At 69.7% G+C, this 3923-nt stretch carries 1 protein-coding gene and 2 pseudogenes; 1 reads left to right on the top strand and 2 read right to left on the bottom strand.

Features of this window, described 5'->3' with window-relative positions; translation table 11 throughout:
• The first annotated feature begins 68 nt into the window (after positions 1–68).
• Positions 69–800 (top strand): monofunctional biosynthetic peptidoglycan transglycosylase, encoded by a 732-nt coding sequence (gene mtgA, locus AC27KI_RS20305; protein WP_487090534.1) that lies wholly within the window; start codon positions 69–71, stop codon positions 798–800.
• Between the two features lie 67 nt (positions 801–867).
• On the opposite strand, the pseudogene AC27KI_RS20300 reads toward mtgA, so the two are convergent.
• Positions 868–1587: pseudogene (locus AC27KI_RS20300) on the bottom strand (IclR family transcriptional regulator domain-containing protein); the annotation flags it as partial.
• Positions 1588–1890: 303 nt separating this feature from the next.
• Positions 1891–3923: pseudogene (locus AC27KI_RS20295) on the bottom strand (TonB-dependent receptor); the annotation flags it as partial.

The raw sequence follows: 3923 nt of genomic DNA, 5'->3' as shown, positions 1-3923 counted from the left end.
AGGTGCTGGCCGAGCTGCGCGCCGCCATGGCCGCCGGCCACTGACCCGCCCTGGGGAGAGACCACGGCATGAAAGGCTTGCTGCGTTGGATCGGGCTGGTGCTGCTGGCCTTCGTGGCGCTGCAGGTGTTCTTCGTCGGCCGCATCGCGGCCATGGTGGCGATCGACCCCGAATCCACCGCCTTCCAGCGCTCGGAGGCCTGGGGCCAGGTCGCCCACGGCACGCTGCAATGGCGCCAGCAGTGGGTGTCCTACGGCCAGATCGCCGACACCCTCAAGCGCGCGGTGATCGCCTCGGAGGACGACGGCTTCGTCAACCACGACGGCGTGGACTGGAACGCGATCGAAAAGGCCTGGGAGCGCAACGCCCGCGCCGAGGCCCAGGCCGCCAAGCGCCAGGAGCTGCAGCCCGACCGGCCGGTGCGCAACCCCAAGATCCGCGGCGGCTCCACCATCACCCAGCAGCTGGCCAAGAACCTGCTGCTGTCGGGCGAACGAACGCTGCTGCGCAAGGGGCAGGAGTTCGTGCTCACGCTGGCGCTGGAGCAGCTGCTGAGCAAGCAGCGCATCCTGGAGATCTACCTCAACAGCGTGGAATGGGGCGATGGCGTGTTCGGGGCCGAGGCCGCCGCGCAGCACTACTTTCGAAAGAGCGCCTCGAAGCTCAGCGCGGCCGAGGCCGCCCGGCTGGCGGTGATGCTGCCGCAGCCCAAGCGCTTCGAGAAGGCGCCGGGCTCGGCCTACCTCTCCGGCCGCACGCGGGTGATCCTGGGACGCATGGGCTCGGCGGAATTGCCCTGAGACGGCCTTGGGATGGCCTTGAGGGTGAGCGCGGCGCGCCGTCCCCTCATGCCCCAAGGCAGCCAGGTCAGACGTGCGGGCCGTTCAGCGCCTCGCCCAACTGGCCGGGCATGATGGCCGCTTCTTCCCCGATGCGGTCCGCCGTGGCCTGCACCAGGGGCAGGAAACGCTTGAGCATGCGCTCGTCCATCTGGCTGGCGAACGTCGAATACACCAGCGTGCCGCGCAACACCCCGCCGCCGAACACCGGCACCGCGAAGGCCGTGCTCTCGGCATTGCTGCGCGCGTGGCGGATGGCGTAGCCCTGGCGCCGCGTCTGCTGCACGATCTTGCGCATCGCCCACAGGTCGGTGATCTTCTGGCTTTCGTCGCCATTCAGGTTGGCCGACTCCACCAGGATGCGGCGCTCGGCGCGGCTGCAGAACGACAGGTAGGTGCGGCCCAGCGCGGACGGGATCAGCTCGTAGCGGCGCCCCAGGCTGGAGGGCCGGATCGCGTACGGGCTGTAGGGCATGGTGCAGAACACCACGCGGATCTGGTGCCCTTCGATCACCCCCAGGGACAGCGGCCACTTGATCTGGCGCGTGGTGGCGATCATCAGCGGCGCCGCCACTTCGGCCAGGCGCAGCTTTTCGTTGATGCCGCTGCTCAGGTTGCCCACGGCGAGCGTGAGCTGGTATTGCCCATAGGCGTGCGGATCGCTGCGCACGTATTTCTCGGACTCCAGCGTGCTCAGCAGGCGGTGCAGGGTCGATTTGGCCAGGCCGGTGCGCTGATGCAACTCCTGCAGGCTCCAGGTGGATCGCTCGTTCATCACGCGAAGGATGAGCAGCGCTCGCTGCACGGAACGGACTTCGGTACTCATGTTTCTCTCTCGGTCTCGGGTTGGGCAGTATGGCGCACGCCATACACCCCGCGCAATATGTAGTACCAGGGGGTCAGGCGGCGATGGATTCCAGCGCGCCCGCCATGGCCTGCCGTGCCGCGGCGCGAAGCAGCGCCTGGTCGGAGCCCACGACGAAGAATGCGATGCCCAGCGCCCGCAGGCCGGCCACCTGCGCGGCATCGGACACGAAGCATCCCACGGCGCATTGCGCGGCGCGCCCGGCAGGTTCAGGTTGGGGCTGCTGCCGTGGGCCGAGACGATGTAGTTGCGGTCGAACAGGTTGCGCAGGTTCAGCTGCACCGTGGTCGCCTTGCCGATGCGGTACTGCGCCATCGCGTCCACCACCGCGTACGACGGCAGGGTCACCGTGTTGCCCGGATTAGCGAAGCGGTCGCCCACGTAGTTGATGCCGCCGCCCACGCTCCAGTCGTCGCCCAGGCGCTGCGTGAGCCAGGCCGAGAACGCGTTGCGCGGCGTGATCGTGGCGCGTTTGCCCTGCACCGCCTGGCCGGCGTCGGTGGCCGTGGAGCGGGTGATGCGCGTGTCCAGCAGCGCGTAGCTCAGCGTGGCCTGCAGGCCCGCCGCCAGTTCGCCCGCCAGCGACAGCTCCAGCCCGCGCGTGCGCTGCGTGCCGATGGGGATCAGCCGGGTGGGCTGTGCCGGGTCGGTGGTCTTGATGTCGGTGCGCTCCAGCTGGAACAGGGAGGCCGTGGCCGTGGCGCGGCCGTCCAGCAGGTCGAGCTTGGCACCCACTTCGTAGTTGGTCGTCTGCTCGGGCTGGATGGCCGTGTTGGTGGCCGACAGCGCGAACATCTCGGCCGAGGGCTGGTAGGAACGGCTCACCGACACGTAGTACGACTGTGCCGCCGTGGGCTGCCACACCAGGCCCGCGCGCGGGCTCCAGGTGGTGTCCGTGCGCTCGAAGTCGCTCTGGCCCGCCAGGCGGTTGTCGGTCTCCTGGCCGAAACGGTCGTAGCGCAGGCCGGCCAGCACCTTCCACTCGGGCGACAGCGTGATCTGGTCCTGCACGTAGAACGCGCGTGTCAGGTAGCGGTTCAGCGCGCTGGCCGACACGGCCCCGCCGCCGTTGAGCGGCGCCACCGGCAGCACCGGGTTCCACAGGTTCACGTTGCCCAGCGTGCCGCCGGTGAACGAGACCGCATCCTTGTTCTGCTGGCCCAGCTCCAGGCCGTAAAGCACCTCGTGCGCGACGCTGCCGGTGCGCAGGTTCTGGATCAGCTCGGTCTGGTTGAACACGCCGCGCTCGCGCCGGTCCACGCCCGAGCGCGTGAGCGCCACGGTGCCCGCGGCCTCGTTCGTGGTGCCCGCGGGCAGGGTGTTCTGGCGGTCCAGGTCGTAGTGGTAGTAGCGCAGGGCGTTGCGCACGCGCAGCGTGTCGGAAAAGCGGTGGCTGAACGTGGCGGTGAACGAGCTGACCGTGGATTCGGACGTGTCCGCATCGCGCGCGTTGGCCGAGCCGAAATAGGTGCCCGCGGGCACGTTGACCGGGCGGCCCTGGTAGGCCGGGATGCCGAAGTCGGTCACGCGCTTGTCGTGCAGGTAGTCGGCCTGCAGCATGAGCGAAGTGGTGCCGTCGGGCTTCCACAGCACCGAAGGGGCGATGGCCTGGCGCTCCAGGAACTGCTGGCTGCGGTAGCTGTTGGCGTGCTCGGCCGCGCCGGTGACGCGCCAGGACCAGTCGCTGCCCGCGGGCGCGCGGCCCACGTCGAACTCGGCGCGCTTGTCGGCCCAGCTGCCCACGCTCAGGGCGATGTCGGACACGTCCGTGCCGGGCTTTTTCGTCACGCGGTTGACCAGGCCGCCGGACGAGCCGCGCCCGTACAGCACGGCGGCGGGGCCCTTCACCACCTCCACCCGCTCGATGTTGGACAGGTCGCGGAAATACAGCGCGTCGTCGCGAAAACCGTCCACGAACTGGTCGCCGATGCTGGTGAAGCCGCGGATGCTGACCTGGTCGCGCTGGCCATCGCCATGCGACAGGCCCACGCCCGCCACGTTGCGCAGGGTGTCCTGCATCGAGGTCGCGCCCTGGTCGCGGATCACCTGCTGCGGCACCACGTCGATGGTCTGCGGCACGTCGCGCAGCGGGGCCTCGGTCTTGGTGCCGCTGGCGGACGAAGCGGCGTTGTAGGCCGTGTCCTCGCCACGCGCCGCCTGCACGCGCACCTCGCTCATCGTGGCGCCAGCCGCCGCACCCGCGGCCCCCGGGGTGCCAC

The sequence above is a fragment of the Acidovorax sp. KPB24-03 genome (assembly GCF_057546605.1).
Note: the sequence above shows the minus strand (reverse complement) of the source record. Positions and strands in the feature narration are given on the sequence as shown.